At 69.4% G+C, this 265-nt stretch carries 1 protein-coding gene; it reads right to left on the bottom strand.

The features are described 5' to 3' along the window. A partial coding sequence (locus SB771_RS34930; protein ID WP_410722032.1) for a hypothetical protein occupies window positions 1-225 on the bottom strand: 225 nt, incomplete at its 3' end. Between the last annotated feature and the right edge of the window lie 40 nt (window positions 226-265).

Below are 265 nucleotides of genomic sequence, written 5' to 3' on the forward strand. Positions count from 1 at the left end.
GGCTTTGGCCGCCGGTTCGGGCAGTTGATGGCCGGCGGGCAGGATGCCCAGGGCCCGCGCGCAAGCCTGAATTTGCTCGCGCCACTCCGGGTAGTCGGCTGTCTTTGCAAGGCGGTCGGCGAGATTGCGCTGCTGCCAGCCTTCCACCGTGACCCATTCGCGCATCGTGCCGGCCGGTTTGCGGCCACCGTCGCGCTGCGAGGCCGACAAGGCGTCGAACACCATTTGCGCGGTAACCGGCTTGCGCTCACGGCCCCGGCCTTCC

Source organism: Burkholderia sp. SIMBA_051 (assembly GCF_046534915.1).
GTDB classification, from domain to species: domain Bacteria; phylum Pseudomonadota; class Gammaproteobacteria; order Burkholderiales; family Burkholderiaceae; genus Burkholderia; species Burkholderia ambifaria.